Raw genomic sequence first — 19,866 nt, 5'->3', positions numbered from 1 at the left:
TGAACGCCCAGGCCCTTCGTTTTTCAACCGGTAATGGGTTCGATCAGAACACCACGGTCTTGTTGCCGTGCACCAGCACGCGATCTTCCAAGTGATAGCGCAGGCCACGCGCCAGCACCATCTTCTCGACGTCACGGCCGAAACGCACCATGTCTTCAATGCTGTCGCTGTGGCTGACACGCACCACGTCCTGCTCGATGATCGGCCCCGCGTCCAGCTCTTCGGTGACGTAGTGGCAGGTCGCACCGATCAGCTTCACGCCCCGCAGCGACGCCTGGTGATACGGCTTGGCGCCCACGAACGACGGCAGGAAGCTGTGGTGAATGTTGATGACCTGATGCGCGTATTCACGGCACAGCGCGGGCGGCAGGATTTGCATGTAGCGCGCCAGCACCACCACTTCGGCGTCGTGCTGCTTGACCAGCCGCGACACTTCGGCGAACGCCGGTTCCTTGTCCTGCGGATTGACCGGCACGTGGTAATAAGGAATGCCGTGCCACTCGACCATGCTGCGCAGGTCGTCGTGGTTGGAGATCACGCAGGAGATCTCGCAGTCCAGCTCATCGCTGTGCCAACGGTGCAACAGGTCAGCCAGGCAGTGCGACTCACGGCTGGCCATCAGCACCACGCGCTTCTTCTGCTCGGTGTCAGTGATGCGCCAGTCCATGGAGAACTCTTCGGCGATGGGCGCGAACTTCTCGCGCAGCACTTCAATACCGAAAGGCAGAGAATCGGCACGAATTTCGTGACGCATGAAAAACCAGCCGACCTGATTGTCCGAGTGGTGGCTCGCTTCGGTGATCCAGCCGTTATGGGATGCCAGAAAATTACTGACTTTGGCAACGATGCCAACGCGGTCCGGGCAAGAAATCACCAGCCGAAAAGTGCGCATGAGGGGGAAACTCCAGAACTTCGCAAAGGCCGCCATTCTAGCGACTGCGCAGGAAAACTGCAGTATTGATGACCGCCGAGCCTCGCCACGCCGGGTTGAGGGATTTTTGACAGGCAATAACGCCAGAATGCTGGCGCTGCAATGGCATCGTTTCAACAGATCAATGTGAATATCTGTGAAGACTGCATCACATTATTTAATTGAATATTCAATTCGCGGCTTTGTGCGGTAACTAATTCAAATAAAAACCCCGCTTAAATGTTTACTTGATGAAACAGCCTGACTATTATTGCGGCACTGTCCCCTGCCATTCAGCACTCCCACATAAGGTAGTTATCATGTCCTTGATCAACGAATATCGCGCCACCGAAGAAGCTATCAAAGAGCTGCAAGCCCGTTTGAAGAACCTGTCGCAAGACGACAAACTGCAAGCCGAGCTGGAATTCGAAGGCAAACTGCGCACCCTGATGGGCGAATACTCCAAGTCCCTGCGTGACATCATTGCCTTGCTGGATCCGGAATCCAAAACCAAGGCTCCACGCGGTGGCGCAGTAAAAACTACCGGCACCAAACGTGCCCGCAAAGTTAAACAATACAAAAACCCGCACAACGGTGAAGTCATCGAAACCAAAGGTGGCAACCACAAGACTCTGAAAGAGTGGAAAGCCAAGTGGGGCGGTGACGTGGTTGAAGGCTGGGCGACCCTCCTGGGCTAAGCCGCAACCCCCTGCCGCAGCCCGCTCTGCGACAGCCATAAAAAACGCCAGCGAATGCTGGCGTTTTTTTATGCCCGCCATTCAAGCGCCGGCATGTTCGATTTCAAAGATACAAACGTTTGCGTAATGCCTGGACATAATTGCGCCATTCATCCAGTACCGCTTTCTGCATCGGCGTAGCACTAAGCGCCCACTCGTCAGCGGCCTGCACAAAAGATTCAAGGGTATTAGGAGCCCCCATTTGCGCTGTGGACAAGCGCTGCTGGCAAAAGATTGTCCAGCGCTCTTGCTCTGCCGCATTCAAGGTTTCGGGAAAGTTGCGTGCTCGATATCGAAACAGTAGTTCAGGCAAACGTTCGTCATCGAAAGGCCATTGCTCTTGTGATAATTGCGCCGGATCCGCCGCTCTCACTTGCTCACATAGACGGCGATCACGATCACCGATAAATCCGTCGTACAACTGCTGTTCCGGATCTTCACTCGGAGTGAAATCTTCGCGGGCGTAAATCGCCGCGACTTTATCTTTCCAAACATGTTGTGCGTCACTTAGTCGCAACGCCCGGGCTTGATAAAGCGCCATATCCAGGCCGAGGCGCTGCTGATCCTCGGCGCGCAGTACCGACAGCGGCGCCACCACCGGGCAGCGATTGATGTGAATCAGTTTCAGCGGCACCGGCAGTTCGCCGTCCGCCAACGCCTCGCGGCGGGTATACAGGCGCTGACGCAGGGTTTCGGCATCGAGATCGAGCAGGCCCTGCGGATCGAAGTGCAGATCACAGACAATCAGCGCGTTGCGATTGCGCGGATGCCAGGCCAGGGGCAATACCACGCCAACGTAGTGCCGCGCGGCGGAGAACCGCCCGGAGATGTGCACCAGCGGCTGCAACAGGCGGATCTGATCCATGACCTTCTGTTTGCTGCGCAACTGAAACAGCCACTCATACAGTTTCGGCTGCCGCTCACGGATCAACCGCGCCAATGCGATCGTGGCACGCACGTCGGACAATGCTTCGTGAGCGTTACCGTGATCGATGCCATTGGCGGCGGTCAGGCGTTCGAGCTTGAGTGTCACCCGGCCCTCGTCATCGGTCGGCCAGACCAGGCCATCGGGGCGCAGCGCGCAGGCGGCGCGCACGACATCGATCAGGTCCCAGCGACTGTTGCCGCCCTGCCACTCACGGGCATACGGGTCGAAGAAATTCCGGTACAGGCTGTAGCGGGTCATCTCGTCGTCGAAGCGCAGGGTGTTGTAACCGGCGCCGCAGGTCCCCGGCGCCGCCAGCTGCGCATGAACCCGGGTCATGAAATCGGCTTCGCTCAACCCCTGCGCGGCCAGTCGACTCGGGGTGATGCCGGTGATCACGCAGGCCGCCGGGTGCGGCAGGATGTCAGCGCTGGGCTGGCAATACAGGTTGACCGGCGCATCGATTTCGTTGAGTTCATGGTCGGTGCGAATCCCGGCCACCTGCAACGGGCGGTCGCAGCGGGGATTGATCCCGGTGGTTTCGTAGTCGTACCAGAAGATGGAAGTCACGGGCGGTTCCTGAACTGAAGATCGGCGAAGTCTAGGCGCTGGAGCGGCGCCTGGGCCAGCGTTGTGTCATTGCCGTCGATGTCGGCACACGCGATGCAATACATAGTTATGTCGTTTTCCCCCAAGAGGCTGATAGCATCGCTGGCACTGGATCCCGATCAGGCGAACATCAGGTAGCCCATGCTCGAGCACACAGCACCGCCAAGGAAAGCAACGCTGATTCCGCCGCTGGACACGCGGCACCAGGTCGAAACGCCGGAAGGCATCGACCTGCCCTTGCGTCCGGCCGGGCTGCCGGTGCGCGCCGTCGCCTTCACCATCGACCTCGGCCTGCGCGGACTGATCTGCGGCGTGCTGTTCATCGTGCTGGCGTTTCTCGGCAAGCTCGGCATGGGCCTCGGTTCGCTGCTGCTGTTCGTGGTGAGCTGGTGGTACATGGTGCTGTTCGAAGTGCTGCGCCAGGGGCGTTCGCCGGGCAAGCAGTGGATGGGCCTGCGGGTGGTGCACGACGACGGCACGCCGGTCGGCTGGTCGGCCTCGCTGCTGCGCAACCTGCTGCGTTTTGTCGACCTGATGCCCTTCGGCTATTTGCTCGGCGCCATCAGTTGCCTGCAACACCCGACCTTCAAACGCCTCGGCGATATCGCCGCCGGCACACTGGTGATCCACAGCGAACGCCCACTGGTGCGCCCGACGCTGCCCGAGGCCGCGCCACGGCGCTCGCCGATCGCGCTGACCCTGAGCGAACAGCGCGCCCTGCTCGGCTTCGCCGAACGCCAGGGCGAACTGTCGCCGGCGCGGGTCAACGAACTGGCCGCCCTGCTCGCCCAGCCGCTGCACCTCAGTGCGCCACACGCCGTGGCCGAACTCAATGGCATCGCCCGCGGCCTGTTGGGCCCGACATGAAGCAGAGTCTTTTCGAAAATCGCCACAAGGCCGAATGGGAGCGTTTTGCCCTGGCCCTCGAACGCCTCGAGCGTGGCAAGGACACTTCCCGGGTCGCCGATTTTCCCAAGGCCTACCGCCGGCTCTGCCAGCACCTGGCCCTGGCGCAGGAGCGCGGCTACAGCAGCTTTCTCATCGATTCGCTGCAACAGCAGGTGCTGCGCGGCCATCAGCAGATGTACCGGCATCGCAGCCGCCTCGGCGCCAACCTGCTGGGCTTCGTCCTCGCCGGTTTTCCCCGGGTGGTCCGCCAGGAATGGCGTTTCGTGCTGGCCGCCGGGCTGTTGTTCTTCGGCAGCCTGATCGGCTTCGGCGTGCTGGTGTTTCTGTTCCCGGAGCTGGTCTACAACCTGATCCCCGCCGACCAGGTGCGCGAGATGCAGGGCATGTACGACCCGGTCGCCGGCCACCTCGGACGCTCGGCGGATCGCGCCGCCAGCGAAGACTGGGTGATGTTCGGCTACTACATCATGCACAACATCGGCATCGCCTTTCAGACCTTCGCCAGCGGCCTGCTGCTGGGCGTCGGCAGCGGGTTCTTCCTGTTCTACAACGGCCTGATCATCGGCGCGGTGGCCGGCCATCTCAGCGAAATCGGCTTCGGCCAGACGTTCTGGTCGTTCGTCATCGGCCACGGTGCCTTCGAACTCACGGCCATCGCCCTGGCCGGCGCGGCGGGGCTGAAACTGGGCTGGGCGCTGATCGCACCGGGACGCCTGACACGCGGCGAAGCCCTGCGCCTGGCGGCCCGCCAGAGCGTGCTGCTGGTGTGCGGGGTGATGCTGTTTCTGCTGATCGCCGCGTTCATCGAGGCCTATTGGTCGTCACGCACCTCCATTACGCCGCTGACCAAGTATCTGGTTGGCGCCGGCCTGTGGCTGGTGGTGGCGCTTTATCTGCTGTTCGCCGGAAGGACAGGTCATGCGCCTGAGTGACGCCACTGTGGTGATCCGCCCGCGCACGACCTGGGAAGCCATGGACCTCGGCGTGCGCATGAGCCAGCAACATCGCCGCTTGCTGATGACCAGCTGGGCCATCGTCACCCTGCCGCTGTTCGCGCTGCTGAGCCTCGTGCTGTGGGATTCGCCGACCCTGGCGCTGTTCATTTTCTGGTGGCTGAAACCGGCGTTTGACCGGCTGCCGCTGTACATCCTGTCCAAGGCGCTGTTCGGCGAAACGCCGACCGTCAAACAGGCCCTGCGCCACTGGCCGCGCCTGCTCAAGCCGCAACTGCTGGCCAGCCTGACCTGGCGCCGGCTGAGCCTGAGCCGCAGTTTCCTGATGCCGGTGGTGCAACTCGAAGGCCTGGATGGCAGCGCGCGCCAGCAGCGCCTGCAGGTCTTGCTGCAACGCCACCCCGGCGCACCACGCTGGCTAACCATCATCGGTGCGCACCTGGAAAGCGCGCTGTGGATCGGCCTGCTGGTGCTGTTCTACATGCTCCTGCCGCAACAGATCGAAACCGATTGGGACTGGCAAAGCCTGATCCTCGCCGCCGACCACGACTGGCTGTGGCTGGAGCACCTGACCAACGCCTTCTACGCGCTGGTGCTGGTGCTGTGGGAACCGGTTTATGTCGCCTGCGGGTTCAGCCTGTACCTGAACCGCCGCACCGAACTGGAAGCCTGGGACATCGAACTGGTGTTCCGCCGCTTGCGTCAGCGCCTCAATGGCAACCTGCTCGGTCTGCTGCTCGCGGCCGCCCTGCTGCTGCCGAACCTGCCATCGGCGTGGGCCGCGACGCCGGTGGTGGCCGCGGACGCCCCGACCGCGCCGCGCCTGCTGCACCAGCCGCTGACCAGCGAGGCCTCGCGCGACAGCATCAAGGCCCTGCTCGAGCAGCCGCCCTTCAAGAACAAGGAAACCGTCACCCGCTACCGCTTCGGCAAGGATCCCGCCAGCGCCGGCAAAGCCGAGGACAGCGCCGCACCGCAGTGGCTCAAAACCCTGCTCGGCTGGCTCGACGGTCAGCACCTCGACGGTCTGGCCAAGGTGCTCGAAGTTCTCTTGTGGGCGACATTGCTCGCCCTGATCGGCTGGCTGGTCTGGCGCTATCGCGAGTTCCTGCACGCCTTCGTCAGCCGCCGCCCGCACCTGCCGGGCCGCCTCAAACGGGCGCCGCCGCAACAGGCGTTCGGCCTGGACCTGGGTCGGGAAACCTTGCCCGCCGACGTCGCCAGCAGCGCCGAGCAACTCTGGGCCACGCAACCGCGTGCGGCGCTGGGCCTGCTCTATCGGGCGCTGCTCAGTCACTTGCTGGAAGACTTCGCGCTGACCCTGAAACCCGCCGACACCGAAAACCAGGTGCTGGCGCGGGTCGAACAATTGCAGCGTCCGGACCTACTGGCCTTCAGCCGCGACCTGACCCGGCACTGGCAGAACATGGCCTACGGGCATCGGGTGCCGGCCGCGCATCTGCAACAGCAACTGTGTGACGGCTGGCGCGCCCTGTTCGGCCCCGGAGCCGCGCGTTGAACCGCCGCGCGTGGTGGTCGGTGGGCGCTCTGGTCGTCCTGCTGCTGGGCGGGCTGAGCGCGTTCCTGTACATCAAGGCCCGGCCTTATCAGGTCGTGGTCGATCATGGCCCCTCGCCGGTGGCGCAGGCCAATCCTTACCTGGCGGCGGAAATGTTCCTGCGCGAACGGGGCCTCGCTGTCAGCCATGCGGAAAACCTGTCGGTGCTGCCCGGCATCGATCCACGCCGGCATACCCTGTTGCTGTTCGGCGAACGTGCGCAGATGACCCCGCGCCAGGTCGACCAGGTGCTGAACTGGGCGCGGGCCGGCGGGCGGCTGGTGTTTGTCGCCGAGTCGTTGTGGGACGACAGCACCGGGCAGAGCAACGACCTGCTGCTTGACCGCGTGCAGTTGCATCAGTCGCTGAGCCAGGATCTCAAGGATCCGCCAGCGGACGCGAAGGATGATCCCTACCCGAACCTGACCAAGCTGTACCTGGAAGACGAAGACGCGCCGGCCTACGCCGGTTTCGATACCGCGTTCCATCTCGAAGACCCGAAGAACCTTGCCCAGGCCTGGGCCAACAGCGCCAAGGCCACGCACATGATGCAACTGGCCTACGGCGTCGGCACGATCACCGTGGTCACCGATGCCGACCTGTGGAAAAACAAGGCCATCGCCCGCCACGACAACGCCTGGCTGCTCTGGTACCTGAGCGCCGACACCGACGTGACCCTGCTGTTCAACACCGAACACGACAGCCTGGCGACCATGCTCTGGCGCTACTTCCCGCAGGCGATCATCGCGCTGCTGGCACTGCTCGGCCTGTGGCTGTGGCACGCCGGTGTGCGCCACGGCCCGCTGCAGGCCCCCGCTGCCGCCGGCCGCCGGCAGTTGCAGGAACACCTGCGTGCCAGTGCCGATTTCATCCTGCGCCACAACGGCCAGCAGACCTTGCTGCAAGCCCTGCAACAGGATGTGCTGCGCCGCGCGCGTCGCCGCCACCCTGGTTTCGATCAACTGAATGTCGCCGAACAATGGCTGGCGCTGTCGCGCCTGACCCGGCAACCGACCCGCGCCATCAGCCAGGCCCTGAGCCCGGTGCCGAAGCAGCGTCTGTCCAGCGCTGAATTCAGTCGCCAGGTCGCGCACCTGCAAACCTTGAGGAACGCCTTATGAGTGAGATCGAGCCCGGCGGCGCCAGCCACGCCGCCCAGCAACGCCAGCGCGCCAGCCAGTTGGCCCAGGCCGTGCGCAACGAACTGCAAAAGGCCCTGATCGGCCAGGATCCGGTGATCGACGACGTGCTGACCGCGCTGATCGCCGGCGGCCATGTGTTGCTCGAAGGTGTGCCAGGGTTGGGCAAGACCCTGCTGGTGCGCGCCCTCGCGCGCTGCTTCGGCGGCGAGTTCGCGCGCATCCAGTTCACCCCCGACCTGATGCCCAGCGACGTCACCGGCCACGCGGTCTACGACCTGCAGACCGAGCAGTTCAAGCTGCGCAAGGGGCCGCTGTTCACCCACCTGCTGCTGGCCGACGAGATCAACCGCGCCCCGGCGAAAACCCAGGCCGCGTTGCTCGAAGCGATGCAGGAACGCCAGGTCACCCTCGAAGGCCGCGCCCTGCCGATCGCCCAGCCGTTCATGGTGCTCGCCACGCAGAACCCGATCGAGCAGGAAGGCACCTACCCCCTGCCGGAAGCCGAACTCGACCGCTTCATGCTCAAGGTGCGCATGGATTATCCGGACGCCGAGCAGGAGCTGGACATGGTGCGTCAGGTCAGCCGTTCGACCCGCGCCGACATGCTCGACGTACAACCGCTGCGCACGGTGCTGCAAGCCAAGGACGTTCAGGCCCTGCAGCGCATCGCCAGTGATCTGCCGCTGGACGATCAGGTGCTCGACTACGCCGTGCGGCTGGCGCGCAGCACGCGCAGTTGGCCGGGGCTGACCCTCGGCGCCGGTCCACGCGCCTCGATTGCCCTGGTGCGTTGCGCCCGCGCCCGGGCGTTGCTGCGCGGTGGCGAATTCGTGATCCCCGACGACATCAAGGGCTGTGCCCTCGCGGTGCTGCGCCACCGCGTGCGCATTGCGCCGGAGCTGGACATCGAAGGCCTGCAGGTCGACCAGGTGCTGCAGCAGTTGCTCGATCAAGTGCCGGCGCCGCGGCTGTGAAACCCTCGCGCCTGCTGCTGATCTGGCTTGCCGTGCTGCTGGCCATCGGCATCGTGCTGGGCACGCTGCGCGCGCTGGACTTCGCGCTGCCTGCCACGTTGCAGGCGATCAACTGGGGCTTGCTGCTGGCGCTGCTGGCCCTGGCGATTCTGGATGCCGTGCGCCTGCGGCGCCTGCCGTCGCCAACGGTGCGCCGAAAAATGCCCGGCAGCCTCGCGCTCGGGCGCTGGAGCGAAGTGCGCCTGGAGGTCGAGCACGCTTTCCAACAGCCGTTACAGTTGCAGATGTTCGACCATGTGCCGCCGGGCCTGAGCTTCGACAACCTGCCGCTGGCGGTGACGCTGCAGCCCGGGCAAACAAGCCTGCTCGGCTATCGCCTGCGTCCGTTGCAACGCGGGCATTTCAGCTTCGAACACTGCGAGATCAACCTGCCGAGTCCGCTGGGTCTGTGGTCGGGCAAACGCCTGCTCGGCGCGCCCGACCAGACCCGCGTCTACCCCGACTTCGCGCGCCTGTACGGCGGTGAACTGCTGGCCGTCGACAACTGGCTGAGCCAGCTCGGCGTACGCCAGCGGCAACGCCGCGGCCAGGGCCTGGAATTTCATCAGTTGCGCGAATTTCGCGAGGGCGACAGCCTGCGGCAGATGGACTGGAAAGCCACCGCCCGACACCGCGTGCCGATTGCCCGCGAGTACCAGGATGAACGCGATCAGCAGATCATCTTCATGCTCGATTGCGGCCGGCGGATGCGCAGCCAGGATGGTGAACTCGCGCATTTCGACCACGCACTCAACGCGTGCCTGCTGCTCAGTTACGTGGCCTTGCGCCAGGGCGATGCGGTAGGGCTGAGCACCTTCGCCAGCGAGCAGTCGCGTTACCTTTCGCCGGTCAAGGGCAGTGCTCAGCTCAACGTGCTGCTCAACAGCGTCTACGACCTCGACAGCAGCCAGCGTCCCGCCGACTACCCGGCCGCCGTGAATCAACTGCTGGCTCGGCAAAAGCGCCGGGCCCTAGTGGTGCTGGTGACCAACCTGCGCGACGAGGACGATGACGAACTGCTGTCTGCCGTCAAACGCCTGAGTCAGCAGCATCGAGTGCTGGTGGCGAGCCTGCGCGAAGACAGCCTCGACGCCGTTCGCCAGCACGCCGTGCAGACGCTGGACGAAGCCCTGGCGTACTGCGGCGCGGTGGATTACCTGAACGCGCGGGCGCAATTGCATGAGCGCTTGAGCGCCCATGGGGTGCCGGTGGTCGATGCCCGGCCCGCGGAGCTGGGGGCCGGGTTGGTGACGCGCTATCTGGCGTTGAAAAAGGCTGGCGGGTTATGAACCGCAAGTGCGCACATCAAACAACACTTCCATCGTATCGATTGGTCAGGGTCAACGTGATACCCCAATTGTCCATTGACGCGCGACTGTATTCTCCCAGGTAATTGGTGATGCCAGAGCTCGTCCCTCCGCCGCTGACGGAGACAGTGACCGGTACGCCAGGAGCAGGTTTGTTGAGGAAAACCGACGTCGCGCGGATATTGTGCGAGTACCAGTCCCCGTGTCCGGATTGCGCCTGGGTCCAGCGGTAGGCTGTCACCAGGTTATGCCCCAGGGACATCGCCAACGGCAATGAGGTCACTCCCGATTCCACGACCGCCAGTTGCAAGGCAAAGCCCTTGTCTTCAGTGGTAGCGCGGCAGTCCAGTTGCCAGGTGATGCCTTCGGCGGTCAGCCTCTGCACCGTCGGCGGCGCGGGGCTGACGATCACGCCTGCCAGGGCTGCATCCGTCACCAGATGGATGTCCTTGTCCAGCAATCGGCTGTCGGGTCGGGGCTTGACGGTCACCGTGTGGGCCGCACCGTGGCATGGATAACCGTGATAGTCGGGCGCGAAGCCAACAGCCAATGCATCGAACGTGACATCCAGTTCCCGCGTGAAGTCCAGAACGGCGCCAGGGATGAGCGGCGAATTCGGCATGCCTGGGTAAAGCGGCATTTCGAAATGCAGCTCGAAAGGGCCACTCGCAGTCTGGGTCGCGGTAATGATCCACGTCAGCGAGATCAACCCCTGCGCCATTTCGACCAGTTGCCCGAAGGGTGGATCGCACACCAGTCCCACCTCTTCGGCCGCTGGCACACTGCACAAGCGCAGAGGCGATTCGGGGTCACCGATCAAATAGCTGTACTCGAATTCAAGCAATAGCTCGACCGACTCTCCCGCCGCGATATTCAGCAGCAGGTCGGGCCACTTCACGCGCACTCCATTCACGTAAGGTCTGAAATTCTGCAACCACGTCTGAGAAGAAACGGGTACGTCGGACATTGGCTATCTCCCTCGATTCGATAGGTGCACCCACCCGGTGGCACACTCACACCTTGCTGCCGTCGTAGCGGTTGATGATCGACATCAGCAAATGGGCATTGACGTGATTATTGATGCGGATTTCCCCGTTCGAATCGGTCGTCGGGTAACTCGGCGTACCATTGAACACGACATTGACCGGCACTCCGCGAGCCGGAGTTTGCAAGAACGCGGAAGTTGCCTGGGCATGATAGGAATACCAAGTGATGTCCGGATACGTGCAATGCTCCTCCTGCCAATACCGGGCAGTCACCAGGTTGTGCGCCAGTACCATATCCAACGCCAACGAGACTATTCCCGAGTCCGCCTCTTCCAGCTGCAAAAAAAACACCGTGTCCTGAGTCGTACCGCGGCAGTCCAGTTGCCACGTCACACCGTTCGGCGTCAGCATCTGCCAGACCTCGGGGGCAGGCGTGACCACCACGCCCGCGCTCTGCGCGGTGCTCAGCAGGCGAACGTCCTTGTTCAGCAAATGACTGGAAGGTTTGGGGCGTACATGAACGGTATGCGTCGCACCATGGCAGGGGTGCCCTTGATGACCGAGCCCGAAATTGACCGCGAAGGCATCGAAGGTGACGTCCACTTCCTGCTCGAAATTAATGATTTCTCCCGCCATAGGCGGTGAATGCGGCATTCCTTGGTAAAGCGGCATTTCGAAGTGCAAAGTAAACGGCCCGCTTGCTGCGTTGTCGGTTGAGATCACCCAGGTCAACGAAATGAGTCCCTCCGCCATTTCGACCAACTGCCCGAACGGTGGATCACTCAACAGCCCCGTTTCCGGCGCACCGCTCTCAGGACAGAGCATGAGATGCGACTCGGGGTCACCAATCAGATAACTGTACTCAAACTCCAACAGCACTTCGGCAGATTGCCCGGCCGTCAGATTCAACTGCAGATCAGGCCACTTCACTCGTTCGCCGTTGACGTAAGGTCTGAAATTCTGCAACCAGGTTTGCGAAGTTACCGGCACTCTAGACATTGGGCACCATCCTGAACTCGATATGTTGATACACCCATCCCGCCAGTCCGCCGGTCACGGTCGCTTCCAGCAGTGCCCGGTTCACCGCAGGCATTCTGAACTCCACCACGGACTCGCCGACCTCGTCGGTATACGTCGGGGCAATGTTCAGATCGGGAAACTTCCAGCGGACCTCGATCCCATTCAAGGGCTGGCCGGTGCGCGCCGACACCAGCGTGATGGTGGCGCTGACCCTGGCACCCAATTCCCCACTGGGATTGGGGCTCGAGAGCGACTCGATCCGCCGCGGCTCGTTCAGGGCATAGGGCAGTGCCACTGTCTCCAGATTCAGCCCCTGGCCCACGCTTGCCTGTAGGTGCGCCGCGCCGGGTGTTGTCGGAACAAACTCCATACTCGCCACACCATAGAAATCCGTCACCGACGTCCGGCTGCCAATGTCCGGGCTGGTCCAGGTCACGGTCCAGCCCGGCATGGGGCGGCCGCTGATGGAGGAGATCACGCTGACTTGCCCACGCAATGACTGGCCCCAATCCAGCGTCTGGTTGACTGCGCTGTCGACCCGGATTTGCAGCACCTGGGCGCCGGGACCCACCGACAGCGCCACCGGCGGCGACAGTCGCGCCAGACGTTCGGCGCCCACGCGCAGTGTGCAGCTGCCATCCCGCAGGTCGCCGACATTGAGCTGGTAGTGCAGCGAGCCGGCGAAGGGCCGCCAGGCCCCCAGGGCGTTGTTCGGTACGAATTCCATGGCCAGGTCGGCCGGGCCGCTGCCGGTCATGCCCAGGGCCAGGCTGGTGCCGAGCAGCGGGCTGTCATTGGCGGCCGTCAGTTCGACCAGGTGCCGGCCATTGCGGCGCGGAAAACAGGTGCGCTCGCCCAGCGGCTGTGGCGGCACACCGTCAAAACTGATCCGCAACCCCGCCCATGGATCCGTCGCATGGGCCTTGACCTCGCTTGAGCGCGACTGGCGAAAGTTGTCGAACCGGCTCACCACCGTTGCCGTCACCGACTGTGTGCCCGCGAGCGTCGGCGCATAACCGAAAGCGCTCCAGCCCTGGGCATCGGTTGGCACGTCATCGGTGCGCTCTTGCGCCTCCCAGGTGACAGTCGCACCGGCGATCGGTTGGTCGGTGAAGTGCGAAACAACCTGCGCCCAGAGCCAGGCCTTGTCCAGCCCCACCACGGGGTCGATCGCCGCCTCACGCAACATATGCAGCCGGATTTTGTTGTGATCGAGGCTCATCGGCGTGGCGGCCGCGCCTATCTGCAACTGCGGCAACGCCAACGTCAGGGCAAACGCTGCGGGTTGCGGGCTGTCGCGAAAATCCATCAACCAGGTGGCCCCACCATCGCTGAGCGGCTGGGTCACGTCATGCGCAGGCTCGATTCGCGCTCCCAGTTCGTCGGGCATGGCGCCGGTCCATCTCAGCGCCACGGTCAAACCGACCAACGGGCTCAGCAGATTCGGCAACACGCTGTAGCGATGTTGCGCTCCCAGGCACGGATACAGCGGCGTGCCGTCAAGCGCTGCGGCAATCTGGTCGAGCAGCACGTTCAGCTCATGCTCCAGCGCCGGAGAAAACAGGCGGCCGAACAGCTGCCTCGTCTGGGCCACGCCATCCACTTGCAGCAGCAGGGCAAACAGACTGCTGGTACTGGCCACGGCATCGGAGCCCAACGTCCACTCCACGCCACTGGCCAGCAAAGGCTTCGCCGCGCCCAGGTCACTGGGCACCAGACCGATTGCCGGGTCCGCGCCACGCCAGTTCAAGGTGATGGTTTTGCCCAGCCAGGGACTGCCGGCGACGGGCACGACCTTCAGGGTCTGGGTAAAACCCCGTTTGCACAGCAGGCCGACCGTGGTCGTGTCGACCTCGACCCCGTCCAGGTACAGCCGCACCTCACGCTTCCAGGGACTGCTGGCAATCGCCTCCAGCGCAAACTCACGCTCGACCGGCACGGCATCGGCGTGCGCCCGAACCCGTGCGATGACGGTCAGGCTGCCCGGTGTTTTCGGCGTGTAATGCACGCTGGCCCAGCCGCCCCCGCCGGTCAGGGTCGCGACCGTGCCTTCGGCTGTCACCCAGTCGACCAGGGCCCGGCTGACCGGATCACCGTCACCGCGGTCGCTGCGATGCAGCACCTGCACCCGCAGCAAGGCACTCTCGTTGTCCTCGACCACCGGATCGATATTGGCTTCGCGCACCTCGCCGATCCTGACCTCGTTGCGCGCCAGCGACATGGTTTTTTTCGGCGAGGGCAGCAGCAGTTTCGAGCAGTGCAGCGACAGCTCGAAGTGGCCGTCGAGGACATCGGCACTCTGCAGCGTCCAGACGAAGGAGCGATCCGTCATCGGCACCGGTTCATTGATCGGCGGTGCAGTGACCACCCCCAGTTGCTCCGCGGAATCGCCGCTCCAGCCGAGCGCCAGGGTGGTGCCGACCAGTACTTCGGGAAGGCCGATCTGCAAGGCATACGCCGAGCCCCGGTTGGGGTAGCCGATGCTTTGCGCCCACGGCTTTGCCACGTTGCCGACAATGGCCGTGAGCGCCTGCCACGGGTCCGTCGCCAGCACCTGAACGGCGAAGTGTTGCGTGACCACCCCGGCCGCGTAATAGGGGCTGACGACCGAGGCCACGATGTCGACAGTGCCTGCGGTTTCTGGCTCGAACGTGTAGTAGGCCCAGCCATCGGCCCGGGTGACGGCAGCGGCCCTGATACCCTGCCCTTCCACCGTCCAGTTGACCGTCAGCCCTTCCAGGTGCTGGCCGCTGTAGTACGAGCCCAGGCGTACACCAAGCTGCACTGTTTGGCCGAGCTCCAGCACTGGGTAGTACGCCGCTTCTTCCACTTCAAGAAACGCCACCCGGTGATGCCCCAGCGACACGGCGAGCGGGTACGCTTCAGCGCTGAACTCGTTGCGCAGGATCAGATTCAGCCGCTGCGGTTCATCCCCCTCGAGCAGCGGACAGTCGAGTGTCCAGGGCTCCCCCAGCGGTTGGTCAACGCCCCAGCCTGGGGTCGCGACAATCGCGCCCTGCGGGTTGCCTTCGATGCTCAGCGAGCCCAGCGTGCCCTGCCACGGATCATCCGCTGCCGGTACGAACGCCAACCGATGCGCCAGCTCAGCACTCGCCCCCAGACACAGCGGCAGCACCTGGTCCAGCGGCAACGCCTGCGCGTCCAGTTGCAGGCCTTGCAGGCGCGTCGGCGGCAGGTGCAAGGCGAGATTGATGCGGGTGATGCGCACGGCCGAGACGTAGTCGCCGCTGGCATTCGCCGGGCTGAGCACACTGACCCGCAGGCTGTCGTTTTCCTGCAGCGCCAGCGTGACCCGTTCGGTGTAGGCGATGGGTACGAACGCGAGGACGCCGGCAGCGGCTGCCGCAGTCCTCGCCGGGCGCAGAGGGATGTCCTGCACCTCCCCCGGCTTGCCCACCACACTCAGTTGCAGCGTCCCGGGCAATGTATGCAGCACCTCGCAGAGGAAGGTCAGCTCGTAGTTGGCCGTAGCCCCGGCACGCTTGGGTACGACCAGGTCCTGACTGACCGACGAGCGATTACCGGCACTCAGGAAGCTGATGCCCACGCCTTCGTATTCGGCACTGCCCGTGGTCAGGTAATCGCGATTGTCGGGGCCCTTGACCCATCCGTCGAAGGCCAGCTCGAACTCGCCGTTGATGACCAGGTTGCGGTCAGCGCGAATGCCCGGTTCGGTCATGATTGGCGCTCCTTTTCGAGGTTGCGTTTGGCGGCGGCTTCTTCGTACGCAGTGACCAGGTCCTCCACGGCAAAGGCGAAGGTCGACTCACCGGCCTTGGCCGTGTAGCGGACATCGATGAGGATGTCGGTCAGGCTGGCGAGCATCGAAGCCTGCGGCTGTGTGTGCGCACGCGGAAAACGGATCAGCCAGTTGGAATCCACGCCCGTGTGCTCGAAGGCCCGCAGCAGACCCGGATCGCTGTCCTCCTGCACGCGGCCGTCATCGGCCATCCCTCGGGAAATGGCGATCCGTTGGCCGCTGCGCAGGTTGAACAGGATATCGGCGGGGGCGGCGGATTCGTCCGGCTCATGCAGGTACTGCATGGCGCGCGGCGAGGGTCGTGTGATGATCCGGCTGCCGAGCTGATCCAGTGTCGCCATCGGGTTCTCGTAAGCCCCGGCGACCATCGGCAGGTGCACTTCCACCGAGCGGATCAGGCGGCAGTATTCGCCGGGATGATGGCGGTTGAAGTGAAACTCGCCGAAGCTGAACGCCAGCTCGCCGGTGCCGAGCAACTGCTCCAGCGCGGCCTCCCAACTGTCCGCGGACGACTGGCGCTTGATCCGGTCATCGAACAGTTGCCGCAAGGAGAAGGTCTTGAGCCTCTCCAGCCGACGCTCGAAGCTCTGCAGGTATTTGCGCTCGATGCGCATCAGGTATTCGCGCAGGTGCTCGGCCGCCGTCAGGCCAAAGCGGTTGGCCAGCCACACCTGCGGCAGCGGTTCCTCGGCGTCGTAATCGCCGGTTTCCGCGCTCAGCGACGCCTGGGCACTGATGCACAGGCTGACCGTGGCGTCGTAGGCCTGATAGAGCAAGGCGTTGAGCTGGCCCAGCAGCCAGCCGTAGAGTTCGGCATTGGTCGAGCGTTTCTTCAGGAATTCGTAGACCTGCAGCGCCTGGCTGTTGGCGAGCTGGGTCTGCTGCAGGCTGTCGCGGGCGGCGCCGACGGCCAGCTCCTGGGCAATGATCTGTTCATCCAGGGCCAGTGCCTCGGCAGCGGCCAGGCTGCGTTGCGATGCCCATTCGCGGCGGCGCAGGCGATAGCCTTCGGTGACGGCTTTTTTCTCGGCATCGGTCTGCAACGCCATGGCGCCGATCTGCAAACCCTGGGCGACCGCGTTGAGCAAATCCTGCGGCGCGCCGCCGCCGTTGGCGGTGCCGAAAATCTTCGGGATGGCCGCGACGATCCCGCCGGCCGCCAGAATGCCGGCCGAGGCGAGGTTCATGTGCTTGGCGGTCTGCAGATCGTTCATCACTTCGCGCTCGATCAGGCTGACGTCCTCCGCGACCCACAACGACAGCGTATCGACCCGCTCCTGCACCACGGCTCGGCTGTGCTGCAGCGCGGCGAGCGTCGCCTGCATCTGGGCAATGGTCTTTTCCTGAATGGTCGCCGTCCAGTTGCCCACTTCCAGCAGATGGTTGTGCTGCAGCTCTTCCTGCTCGGCGCGATCGCGCAGCTCCATCACCCGCAGCACCTGACTGCTGTAATCCTGCAAGGCCTGCACCGAACGCAGGGCGAACTCGAAATTGACCCGCCAGCGGAAACCGTTGATCGACACCCGGCCGCCCATGGGCCGTGGCCCGGCGTTGGCGCCCGCAGCCAGATCACGCAGCAGCTGCTCCGGGGCAGTCGGCGAACCGAACAGCGGCGTGACGCGCAATTTGCCGTCGATGGTCAGGTTGTTGCGCAGGTTGTACAGGCGCTGGCGCGGCAGCTGGAACAGCGCAAGCAGGCGCGCGTTGCTCGGCAGCTTGAACGGCGGGTTCGCCAGCAGGCCCATGGCCGGCGCCACCGCAGCCGCCGCAGGCACATCCGCCAGGCTGTAATCCAGGCGTTGTTCAAATGCTTCAAGGTCTGGCCGGCTGGCGCTTTTGGCCAGCAGCGCACCGATGGTCTGCGCCTGCCAGTCGGTGATCGAGCGCGCCGCCGGCGGCGGGCCCATGAGGAATTGCGCACGCACGTACGCCAGTTTTGCCGCGACCAGACTGTCCGGGGTCAACTGGCGGAAATACCAGTCACCCTGGGCGATCAGGTTTTTCACGTAGTCGCTGAAGACCAGCAACTGGAAATGCGTGGGGTTGCCATAACCGATGGCGTCCGGGTCGTCCGGCATCTGTGCTTCACAACCCAGGTTGCCCTTGCTCACCAGAGGCCGGCAGCGCCAGTAACGCGGCTTGTCCGAAGGTTTGGGCGGATTCGAGGGCGGATCGGCCACGGCTTGCGGATCGAACAGCCTGTGCAGCCACGCCTGCGCCTCGGGATAGCGATCTTCATCGCGCAAACGGATCGCCAGCAGATGCGGCAGGTGAAAGAACAGCTCCCAGAAATACAAACCGTTGGCGCCGTTGAAGGCGCCGTTGGGTTCGCTCACCGGGCCCTGGTCCGAGGGCGGTTCGGCAATGAACTGCATGTCCCAGTCCAGCGCCGCATCCGGGAAACTGTTGGCCTGTTCGACCAGATCCGGGCCGAACAGCGAATTGATGCGCACCCGCGCCAATGTACCGGGCTTGTTGAACGCCAGGAACTGCGCGGCATCGCCACGGTTCTTTTCCAGCACCGCCGGATCGAAGCCGGTGATGTCGGTCATGCTCAGGGTGAACTTGCGGCTGCCGAAATTGCTGGCACCAAAGACAAAGTTGTAGCTACTGGTGAACCCTCCCGCGCTGCGCTCGTAGTACAGCCAACCGGTGTCCCAGCCGCCAGCACTCGAGCGGGTGCCGGAGAACTTCGGATCGCCCGTCGCCGCTTCCGTCATCTCCAAGGTGAACACGGCCTCGGCCGGCGTCACACTGTTGGCCTCGAGGATGCCGCGGATCGCCAGCACATCCTTGCCACTGGCACGCGGCAGAAAGAGCACCTGCAGGCGATAGTGCTCGGTCAACGAACCTGGGGTCGGCACCGATTCGACGACCGTCGGCTGACTCTGCGGGCTCAATGCGTGCTGCACGGTCAGGCCATCGACAAACCGCCTGGCCAGGGCCTCGGCCCAGCCGCCATCGTCCTCACGCACCTGGCGGAACAACACATCGCGCACTGCCGCCGGCACCAGGGGCTGGTCATCGGCACCGAGCAACACCACCCCCAGCCGCCCGTGGCGCTCACCGGGGAAAAATTTCACCGTGGCGATCAAGCGGCTGCCCGCCTCGACCGCGCTGTCGCGGCTGCTGCTCTGCAGATCCAGCGGCGCCGACCATTGCCCGTTCTGCGTCTTGAACGCGACCTTGATCTGCAGCTGATACGGCACATAGCCGGGGTCGGCAGGTTCTCCCTGCCTGCCGTGCATTTCCGCCCACACCATGCACAGGCGCCCGCCCCACTGGACCGGACGCATGTCCAGCACCTCGCCGGCCACGCCAATCTCGGCCAGCGTCACCTCACTCCACGCGGCGGGATTGACGTCGACACAGGTCGGCGTCAGTTCGATCGCCGCCTCGCGCCAGAAATACCGGTAGGGTGGCACGCGCTCGCGGCTGACAAAGTAATAGCGGCCAGCCACGGCTGAGTCGCCGTCGAGAAACGCGCTCTGCACATCCAGGTTGCAGATCCCTTCGAAGGCCTGCAGGTAATTGCGCAAGGCGATCTGCACCGAATCGCTGTTGAGCTGCGTCTGGTTCAGATCGTTTTCGAGATTGCTGAACAGGCGGGTCTTGCGCCGGCGCACATAGGGGGTGATGAAGTTTTCCGGAAAACTCTTGATCTGCTGCACCGCTGACCAGTCAGGAAAGTTGCTGTACAGCTGCCACAGCTGCAGATCGTCCGGCGGGAAGTCAGTGCTGGTATAGCCGGGTTCCTGCTTCTGATACACCGCATGGATAAAGCTCTGCGCACAGCGGATCGCCTCGGCGACTTCCGACGTCGGCACCTGATAACTGTCCAGCGGATCCAGGCGCAGCAACTCGAACAGATCCTCCGGAGTCCTGACGAAAGCGAACTTGCCGCTGGTCTTGCCGACCTGACCGATGCTGTAGCCGACCAGCGCCATGCGGCGTTTTTCCAGCAGTTCGCCAATGATGCTCTGGCTCATGATCCTGTTCTCCTGTCCCACGGCCTG

13 protein-coding genes are annotated in these 19,866 nt (G+C 63.9%); 7 read left to right on the top strand and 6 right to left on the bottom strand.

The features are described 5' to 3' along the window. Positions 1 to 43: 43 nt before the first annotated feature. Entirely contained in the window at positions 44 to 892 is an 849-nt protein-coding gene (gene purU / locus QRN70_RS26385) for a formyltetrahydrofolate deformylase (protein ID WP_042560661.1), read from the bottom strand. 338 nt (positions 893 to 1,230) lie between these two features. Between purU and mvaT the strand changes: the two genes are divergently transcribed. Then, positions 1,231 to 1,608: a histone-like nucleoid-structuring protein MvaT gene (gene mvaT / locus QRN70_RS26380; protein WP_046054737.1), complete on the top strand. Its 378-nt coding sequence runs from the start codon at positions 1,231 to 1,233 to the stop codon at positions 1,606 to 1,608. 103 nt (positions 1,609 to 1,711) lie between these two features. Here the strand turns inward: mvaT and sbcB are convergent, their stop codons facing one another. Beyond that, entirely contained in the window at positions 1,712 to 3,142 is a 1,431-nt protein-coding gene (gene sbcB / locus QRN70_RS26375; RefSeq protein WP_285420795.1) for an exodeoxyribonuclease I, read from the bottom strand. Between the two features lie 180 nt (positions 3,143 to 3,322). Here sbcB and QRN70_RS26370 point away from each other — a divergent pair, with 180 nt between their 5' ends. From QRN70_RS26370 to QRN70_RS26345, 6 genes are read left to right on the top strand one after another with little or no spacing between them, the layout of a single operon-like run. Next, positions 3,323 to 4,048 (top strand): RDD family protein, encoded by a 726-nt coding sequence (locus QRN70_RS26370; protein ID WP_285420794.1) that lies wholly within the window; start codon positions 3,323 to 3,325, stop codon positions 4,046 to 4,048. Further along, on the top strand, positions 4,045 to 5,022 hold the full coding sequence (locus QRN70_RS26365) for a stage II sporulation protein M (RefSeq protein WP_285420793.1): 978 nt from the start codon (positions 4,045 to 4,047) through the stop codon (positions 5,020 to 5,022). The genes QRN70_RS26370 and QRN70_RS26365 overlap by 4 nt, the downstream gene beginning before the upstream one ends. After that, positions 5,009 to 6,562, top strand: coding sequence for a DUF4129 domain-containing protein (locus QRN70_RS26360; RefSeq protein ID WP_285420792.1), 1,554 nt, complete (start codon positions 5,009 to 5,011; stop codon positions 6,560 to 6,562). Before QRN70_RS26365 ends, QRN70_RS26360 begins: the two co-directional genes overlap by 14 nt. Then, the gene (locus QRN70_RS26355) at positions 6,559 to 7,722 is read left to right on the top strand and encodes a DUF4350 domain-containing protein (RefSeq protein WP_285420791.1); all 1,164 of its coding nucleotides are present in this window, start codon (positions 6,559 to 6,561) and stop codon (positions 7,720 to 7,722) included. The genes QRN70_RS26360 and QRN70_RS26355 overlap by 4 nt, the downstream gene beginning before the upstream one ends. After that, on the top strand, positions 7,719 to 8,717 hold the full coding sequence (locus QRN70_RS26350; protein WP_285420790.1) for an AAA family ATPase: 999 nt from the start codon (positions 7,719 to 7,721) through the stop codon (positions 8,715 to 8,717). The genes QRN70_RS26355 and QRN70_RS26350 overlap by 4 nt, the downstream gene beginning before the upstream one ends. Continuing rightward, the gene (locus QRN70_RS26345) at positions 8,714 to 10,045 is read left to right on the top strand and encodes a DUF58 domain-containing protein (protein WP_285420789.1); all 1,332 of its coding nucleotides are present in this window, start codon (positions 8,714 to 8,716) and stop codon (positions 10,043 to 10,045) included. Before QRN70_RS26350 ends, QRN70_RS26345 begins: the two co-directional genes overlap by 4 nt. A gap of 16 nt (positions 10,046 to 10,061) precedes the next feature. On the opposite strand, the gene QRN70_RS26340 is transcribed toward QRN70_RS26345, so the two are convergent. The 4 genes from QRN70_RS26340 to QRN70_RS26325 are packed head-to-tail and all read right to left on the bottom strand — an operon-like array spanning position 10,062 to position 19,839. Beyond that, positions 10,062 to 11,030: a hypothetical protein gene (locus QRN70_RS26340; protein ID WP_285420788.1), complete on the bottom strand. Its 969-nt coding sequence runs from the start codon at positions 11,028 to 11,030 to the stop codon at positions 10,062 to 10,064. 46 nt (positions 11,031 to 11,076) lie between these two features. Next, the gene (locus tag QRN70_RS26335) at positions 11,077 to 12,048 is read right to left on the bottom strand and encodes a hypothetical protein (protein ID WP_285420787.1); all 972 of its coding nucleotides are present in this window, start codon (positions 12,046 to 12,048) and stop codon (positions 11,077 to 11,079) included. Then, the gene (locus tag QRN70_RS26330) at positions 12,041 to 15,769 is read right to left on the bottom strand and encodes a hypothetical protein (protein ID WP_285420786.1); all 3,729 of its coding nucleotides are present in this window, start codon (positions 15,767 to 15,769) and stop codon (positions 12,041 to 12,043) included. The genes QRN70_RS26335 and QRN70_RS26330 overlap by 8 nt, the downstream gene beginning before the upstream one ends. After that, complete coding sequence (locus tag QRN70_RS26325; RefSeq protein ID WP_285420785.1) at positions 15,766 to 19,839, bottom strand: Tc toxin subunit A-related protein; 4,074 nt, start codon at positions 19,837 to 19,839, stop codon at positions 15,766 to 15,768. The genes QRN70_RS26330 and QRN70_RS26325 overlap by 4 nt, the downstream gene beginning before the upstream one ends. Positions 19,840 to 19,866 lie beyond the last annotated feature (27 nt).

This window comes from Pseudomonas sp. efr-133-TYG-5, assembly GCF_030209175.1.
Lineage (GTDB): Bacteria > Pseudomonadota > Gammaproteobacteria > Pseudomonadales > Pseudomonadaceae > Aquipseudomonas.
This window is presented reverse-complemented; position numbering and strand designations above follow the sequence as displayed.

Bases quoted from the DNA above. Each gene is read 5' to 3' on its own strand.
- mvaT (WP_046054737.1), top strand. From the start codon at position 1,231: ATGTCCTTGATCAACGAATATCGCGCCACCGAAGAAGCTATCAAAGAG.
- QRN70_RS26340 (WP_285420788.1), bottom strand. From the start codon at position 11,030: ATGTCCGACGTACCCGTTTCTTCTCAGACGTGGTTGCAGAATTTCAGA.
- QRN70_RS26325 (WP_285420785.1), bottom strand. From the start codon at position 19,839: ATGAGCCAGAGCATCATTGGCGAACTGCTGGAAAAACGCCGCATGGCG.
- QRN70_RS26330 (WP_285420786.1), bottom strand. From the start codon at position 15,769: ATGACCGAACCGGGCATTCGCGCTGACCGCAACCTGGTCATCAACGGC.
- QRN70_RS26350 (WP_285420790.1), top strand. From the start codon at position 7,719: ATGAGTGAGATCGAGCCCGGCGGCGCCAGCCACGCCGCCCAGCAACGC.
- QRN70_RS26360 (WP_285420792.1), top strand. From the start codon at position 5,009: ATGCGCCTGAGTGACGCCACTGTGGTGATCCGCCCGCGCACGACCTGG.
- QRN70_RS26365 (WP_285420793.1), top strand. From the start codon at position 4,045: ATGAAGCAGAGTCTTTTCGAAAATCGCCACAAGGCCGAATGGGAGCGT.
- QRN70_RS26370 (WP_285420794.1), top strand. From the start codon at position 3,323: ATGCTCGAGCACACAGCACCGCCAAGGAAAGCAACGCTGATTCCGCCG.
- purU (WP_042560661.1), bottom strand. From the start codon at position 892: ATGCGCACTTTTCGGCTGGTGATTTCTTGCCCGGACCGCGTTGGCATC.
- QRN70_RS26335 (WP_285420787.1), bottom strand. From the start codon at position 12,048: ATGTCTAGAGTGCCGGTAACTTCGCAAACCTGGTTGCAGAATTTCAGA.